Here is a 6,993-nt window from a genome sequence, read left to right as displayed (position 1 = left end):
AGTAGGACTAGGCGGACGGCGCCGGCGAGGGATCCGCCCCGCGGGCGGCCATCACCTGGCGCAGCACGCGCGACAGCTCGTCCACCGAATAGGGCTTGTGGATCAGGCTGAAGCCGTGGCGGTCGCCGTCGGCCAGGACATCGCTATAGCCGCTGTTGAGCACGATCGGGATGCTCGGAAGACGCCTTCGGATCTCCTGGCAGAGCGTCACGCCGTCCATTCCGGGCATCACAACGTCGCTGAGCACGAGATCAAAACCGTCCGGATTATCCTCGATCAGGCGCAGCGCATCGAGGCCGCTGCGCGCCAGCACGGTGCGATAGCCGAGGTCCTCGAGCAGCTGCGTCGAGAACTCGCCGATCTCGGGGTTGTCCTCGACGACCAGCACATTCCAGCGCGCGGCGAGCGTGTCGGGACGATCCTCGTTTCGCTCGCGCCGTCCTAGCGGCTTGGAGGTGAGCGGCAGCAGCAGCGTCAGCGTCGTGCCCTTGCCCAGCTCGCTGTCCGCCAGCACGCGTCCGCCGGACTGATGGACGAAGCCGTAGACCTGCGACAGGCCGAGCCCGGTGCCGCGGCCGACTCCCTTGGTCGTGAAGAACGGCTCGAAGATGCGATCGATCTGATCTGCGGCGATGCCGCATCCGGTGTCGCTGACCGCGATCGAGACGAATGGCTGCGCTCCGCTCGCACCTTGCTGTTGAACGCGGTCGCCACGGATGGTCAGGACACCCCGGCCGTTCATCGCGTCGCGCGCATTGGCGACGAGATTCACCAGCGCGGTCTCGAACTGATTGACGTCGACGTCGACGGGGAGCGGCCGCGCGCGGAGGTCGAGTTCGATCACGGCGGGTGCGCCGAGCACGGTCTGCAGCATGTCGCCGATCTGCTCGATATGCCCGGCGACATCGAACACCTGGCGCTCCATCGGCGTGCGGCGCGCGAAGGCGAGCAGCTGGCCGGTGAGCTTGGCCGCGCGGTCGGCGGTGTCCGAGATCGCATCGACATAGCGGCGCATGCGCTCCGGCGACAGCTGGCGCCGCCGCAACAGGTCGGCCGACGAGCGGATCACGGTCAGCAGATTGTTGAAGTCGTGCGCGACGCCGCCGGTGAGCTGGCCGATCGCCTCCATCTTCTGCGCCTGGCGGAAGGCCTCCTCGGCCTTGCGCCGCTCGGTCTGCTCCACCGCCTCGGGCACGATGGCCACGACCTGCCCGGTCTCGTCGCGCACCGGACGCATCTGGAAGTCGAACCAGCGCCAGCCGCCGACCGGCAGGTCGAGGTGAAGCTCCTGGCGCGCCTCGTCGCCGCGAGCCACGGCGTCGACCAGCGCCCTGATCGCTTCGGGCATGCCTGGCGTGCCCGCAAACCACGGCGTCTCCCAGAATGGCTGCCCCGCCACCTCGTGCAACGGCGCCGCGATCGCCTCGAGCGACGTCGCGTTGGCGTCGAGCAAGATCCCGTCCGACGACAGCAGGGCCTGGAACGTGTAGCTCGCCTCGAAGACGGTACGAAGCCGCGCCTCCTTGGCCTGCAGCTCCGCTGTGCGCTCCGAGACCTGCGCTTCCAGCCGCTCGTTCACGTCGCGCAGGGTCGTCTCGGCCGCGCGCCTGATACGCGCGAGATCGATGTTGACCCGGACGCGCGCCAGCAGCTCGCGCGCGCTGAACGGCTTGCTCAGATAGTCGCTGGCGCCGGCATCGAGCCCCTCCACCTTCGCCTCCTCGCCAGCGCGCGCCGACAGGATGACCACGGGAACGTCGCGCAACTGCGCATCGCCGCGCAGCGTCTTCAGAAGACCGAAACCGTCCAGCCGCGGCATCATGACGTCGGTCAGGATCAGATCGGGACGGCGGCGGCGAATGGCCTCGAGCGCGGCAACGCCGTCGGCGACAGTCTCGACCTCGTACTCGTCGCCGAGCAGGCGACGCACGTAGTCGCGCATATCGGAATTGTCGTCCGCCAGGACGACGCGGTCACGCACCGATCTGGTCACGTGCTGAAGGCCGATATCATCGGGAGAGGACGGAGGCGGCAGGTCGAGCGACACATCGCCACTCATCCAACCCAGTGCCTCGTCGATGTAGGCCTGCGCGCGGCGGCCGGCGGGGCCCTCCCCCCGTGAGCTGGCCACCTGCCCCGCCGGCAGATGCGCTGTGCCGAGCGGAATGCGTACGGTGAACGTGGAGCCGCGGCCGAACTCGCTCTCAGCCGTGATCTCGCCGCCATGGAGCTTCACCAGCTCCTGGACCAGCGCAAGGCCGATGCCGCTGCCTTCGATCGAGCGCCCGCGCGCGCCGTCGATGCGGCGAAAGCGCTCGAACAGATGCGGCAGCTCGCGCGGCGGAATGCCGGTGCCGGTGTCGCGCACCCGGAGCTCAGCATCGCGGCGGTCCGCCGACAGGCCGATCACGACCGCAATCTCGCCCTCGAAGGTGAACTTGAAGGCGTTGGAGATCAGGTTGAGCACGATCTTCTCCCACATGTCGCGGTCGACATGGACCGGCTCGGGAAGAGCGGCGGCCTCGATGACGAGGCACAGGCCGGCTCGGTCGGTCGCCGAGCGGAAGTTGGAGACCAGCTCGGTCGTCAGCGCGCCGAGATCGACCGGCTCGAACCGTGCCGTCATGCGGCCGGCCTCGATGCGGGAGAAGTCGAGCAGCGTGTTTACCAGCTTCATGAGGCGGAGGCCGTTGCGGTGGATCAGGTTCAGGACCGACCGCTCCTCGGCAGCAATGATCCCCTCGTCGCGCGCGAGCATGTCCTCGAGCGGACCGAGCATCAGCGTCAGCGGAGTGCGAAATTCGTGGCTGATGTTGGAGAAGAACGTCGTCTTGGCGCGATCGACCGCCGCCAGCGCCTCAGCGCGGCGGCGCTCGGCCTCGTAGGCGCCGCCATTACTGACGGCAGCCGCGATCTGTCCAGCGACGAGATTGAGAAAGCGCGCATAGCTCTCGTCATAGAGGCGGAACGGATTGAGTCCGGCGATGACGAAGCCGCCCTGCCCCGTCTCCCCGGAGGACGGGATGGGCATCACCACCGCCTGCTGCGGCGGCTGGCGCCAGCCGCCGCTTGGGAAGGCGACGCCGAATACGCGCGGCAGCTCGCGGACCAGCACGGCCGCCTGTCGCCGCAGCGCCTCGGCGAGGGGCCACGGTTGCTCAGGGTGAAGCCGCAGCCGCGGCTGCACGGCGGGATGATCGCGCGCGATACCGGTCAAGGCTTCGAGCCGCGCCGTCTCGCCGTCGGGCTCGGTCATGTAGATCATGACGAAAGGCAGATCGCGCGGCTCCTGTGCCAGCGCTTGCGCGCAGCTCGCACAGGCCTGGTCGACGCTGCGCGCCTCGGCTCCGGCATTGGCGAGCGCGCGCAACAGCGACAGCTGGCGCTCGCTGATCACGCGCTGGGTGTCATCGGTATTGGCGCAGAAGATTCCGCCCGGCGAGCCGTCATCGTCGGGAATGGGGCTGTAGGAGAAGGTGTAGTAGGTCTCTTCGGGAAAACCGTTGCGCTCCATGATCAGGAGCTGCGCCTCGACATAGGTCCCCTGGTCGCCCCCGCTCGCCTTCGCCAGCAGCGGCCCGATGTCCTCCCAGATCTCGTGCCACACCTCGGATGTGGGCCGGCCGAGCGCCCAGGGATGCTTGCCGCCGATAATTGCCTTGTACGGATCGTTGTAGAGATAGATCAGCTCCCGTCCCCAGCCGATCCAGATCGGCTGCTGGGACGTGAGCATGATCCTCACGGCGGTCTTGAGGCTCTGCGGCCATTGCTCGGGCGCACCGATGGGAGTGCTCGCCCAGTCAAGCCGCAGCATCAGTCCCGCGAGCTCGCTGCCGCCGGAAAAAAGCCGCTCGCGCTCGGCCGCGCCGAGTCCAACGTCTTGTCCTGGTTGCCGCCGATCCGGCAAACGTCCCCCCATTCCGAATTCCGCCGTCACGGGAAACGTCGGTATTCCCTTGCGGTTCCAACAAGCGGAACAAAAAGGGCCCGTCGCGACTTCGAGACATATCCGCTGTCTCCGGAGACCGCCGCCGTGACGATGATCGTTGCATCCGAGCCGAACAAGCCGAAGCGATCGAACTGGAGCGTCTTCCGGCTGCTGGGCCCGGGTCTCGTCACCGGCGCGGCCGACGATGACCCATCGGGCATCGCGACCTACTCCCAGGCCGGCGCGCAATTCGGCTATGGGCTGCTCTGGACGGTGTTCCTGACGACGCCCTTCATGATCGCAATTCAACTGGTGAGCGCCCGCATCGGGCGCGTCACCGGCAAGGGTCTCGCGGCCAACATCACCGCGCTCGCGCCACGCTGGATCGTCTTCGCCCTGGTGGCGCTGCTGGTCGGCGCCAACACCTTCAACATCGCGGCCGACATCGCCGCCATGGCCGAGTCGCTGTCGCTCGTGATCGGCGGCCTCAACCACGAGCATGCGCTGATCTTTGCGGCCGCCTCGACCCTGCTGCAGGTCTTTCTGCCCTACCGGCGCTATGCCCCGTTCATCAAGGTGCTCACGCTCAGCCTGTTCGCCTATGTCGCCACGGCGCTGATGGTCAAGGTGCCGTGGAGCACGGCGCTGCTCGCAGCGGTTTGGCCGAGACCGTCCACCGATGCCGACTACCTGCTCACGGTGGTCGCCGTGCTCGGCACCACCATCAGCCCGTATCTGTTCTTCTGGCAGGCCTCGCAGGAGGTGGAGGAGATGAACCAGGGCAAGGTCGATCCTCCCTTGCGCGAGCTCTCCTGGAAGAATCATCCCGAGCTTCGGCGCATGCGGATCGATACCACCATCGGCATGATCTTCTCGAACGCCATCGCCTTCTTCATCATCCTGACGACCGCGACGGTGCTGCACGGCCATGGCATCACCAAGATCGACTCGGCGACACAGGCGGCCGAGGCGCTGCGGCCGCTGGCTGGGGACTTCACCTTCCTCCTGTTCGCGCTCGGCATCATCGGCACCGGCATGCTGGCGATCCCGGTGCTGGCGGGATCGGCCGCCTATGGGGTCGCCGAGATCTTCGGCTGGCACGCGACCCTGGAGGCCAAGCCGGACGAGGCGGCCGGCTTCTACAGCATCATCGCCGCGGCCACGATCATCGGCTTCGGCCTCGGTTTCACCGGCATCGATTCGATCCACATGCTGGTGTGGAGCGCCGTGCTCAACGGCATCGCGGCGGTGCCGATCATGGCGATGATGATGGTGATCGTCTCCAATGCCGGGCTGATGGGCCGCTTCCGCGCCAGGTCCTGGCTGATCGGCCTCGGCTGGGTCGGCACCGCGATCATGGCGGTCGCCGTCGTGGCGCTGCTGTGGTCATTCGTCACGGGACAGGCCTAGAGCACGTCCGCCATCTCCGTCTGCGTCCGCTGCAACGCAGTTGCACAACGTCATTGCTGCAACGCGGAACGCAAACTGTGTTAACAGTCGCCTCCCGCCATCCCGCCGCTGTTGATGCCGATCAACGCCGGCGCGCTCCGGTATGGCGAGGCTCGAACAAAGCACCTCGGAGATTGCATTGACCCAACCGCAACGTATGAGCGCACCGCCGCTGTCGACCTATTCCCCGCGCGGGCTGACGCTGCTGCGCGATCCCCTGCTCAACAAGGGCACCGGCTTCACCGAGCAGGAGCGCGACGCGCTCGGCCTGCGCGGCTTCCTGCCCGCGGGCGTGATGTCGATGCAGGCCCAGGCCGAGCGCATCCTGGTCAACCTGCGCAGCCTTTCCAGCGATCTCGAGAAGTACGTCGCGCTGAACGCGCTGCACGACCGCAACGAGGCGCTGTTCTTCCGCGTGGTGTGCGACAACATCGACGAAATCCAGCCGCTGATCTACACGCCGACCGTCGGCCTCGCCTGCCAGAAGTACGGCCTGATCTTCCAGCGTCCGCGCGGCCTGTTCATCTCGGCCAACGACCGCGGCCGCATCGCCGAGATCCTCGCCAACTGGCCGTACCGCGCCAGGCTGATCGTCGTCACCGACGGCGAGCGCATCCTCGGCCTCGGCGACCTCGGCGCCAACGGCATGGGCATCCCGGTCGGCAAGCTGTCGCTGTACTCGGCCTGCGCCGGCATTCATCCCGAGGAATGCCTGCCGGTCATGCTCGACGTCGGCACCAACAATGAAGAGTTCCTGGCCGATCCCTACTACATCGGACTGCGGCAGAAGCGGCTCACCGGCGAGGCCTATGACGCCTTTGTCGACGAGTTCATGACCGCGGCCCGCGCCGCCTTCCCCGGGGTGCTGATCCAGTTCGAGGACTTTGCCAACCACGCGGCGTTCAAGCTGCTGCACAAATATCGCGACGAGGCCTGCGTCTTCAACGACGACATCCAGGGCACCGCGGCAGTGGCGCTCGCCGGCCTGTTCTCGGCGCTGCGCATCACCGGCGGCAAGCTGCGCGACCAGACCGTACTGTTTCTCGGCGCCGGCGAAGCGGCGACCGGCATCGCCGATCTCGTCGTCTCGGCGATGATGGCCGAAGGCCTGTCCGAGGCGGAGGCGCTGCGGCGCAACTGGCTGACGGATTCGCGCGGCCTCGTCATCAAGGGGCGCGACAATCTCCACGGCCACAAGCTGCGTTATGCGCACGACCAGGCGCCGATCGGCGACTTCTTGTCGGCGATCAAGACGCTCAAGCCGACGGCGATCATCGGCGTGGCCGCGGTCGGCGGCGCCTTCACGCCGGAGGTGCTGCAGGCGATGGCCGAGCTCAACGAGCGCCCGATCATCTTCGCGCTGTCCAACCCGACCTCGAAGGCGGAATGCTCGGCGGAGGCGGCCTATCGCTACACGCAGGGGCGCGCGCTGTTCGCCTGCGGCAGCCCGTACGACCCGGTCAAGCTCGACGGCAAGACCTTCGTGCCGCGCCAGGGCAACAACTCCTACATCTTCCCCGGCGTCGGCCTCGGCGCCATCGCCAGCGGCGCGCGGCTCGTGACCGACGAGATGTTCATGGCCGCGGCCCACACGCTTGCGAATTGCGTGACCGGCG

3 protein-coding genes are annotated in these 6,993 nt (G+C 67.5%); 2 read left to right on the top strand and 1 reads right to left on the bottom strand.

Annotated elements, in window-relative coordinates; all coding sequences use genetic code 11:
• Positions 1-7 precede the first annotated feature (7 nt).
• Entirely contained in the window at positions 8-3,907 is a 3,900-nt protein-coding gene (locus BRAS3809_RS20915) for an ATP-binding response regulator (RefSeq protein WP_035657373.1), read from the bottom strand.
• A 126-nt stretch (positions 3,908-4,033) separates the two neighbouring features.
• Between BRAS3809_RS20915 and BRAS3809_RS20910 the strand changes: the two genes are divergently transcribed.
• A complete protein-coding gene (locus tag BRAS3809_RS20910) occupies positions 4,034-5,338 on the top strand; it encodes an NRAMP family divalent metal transporter (protein ID WP_008964022.1) in 1,305 nt (434 codons plus the stop codon).
• Positions 5,339-5,534: 196 nt separating this feature from the next.
• The coding region (locus tag BRAS3809_RS20905) for an NAD-dependent malic enzyme (protein WP_083839140.1) at positions 5,535-6,993 on the top strand (1,459 nt) is incomplete at its 3' end.

It is taken from the genome of Bradyrhizobium sp. STM 3809 (genome assembly GCF_000239795.1).
Classification (GTDB): domain Bacteria; phylum Pseudomonadota; class Alphaproteobacteria; order Rhizobiales; family Xanthobacteraceae; genus Bradyrhizobium.
The sequence above is the reverse complement of the archived record's forward strand: the minus strand, read 5'-3'. Positions and strand labels throughout refer to the sequence as shown.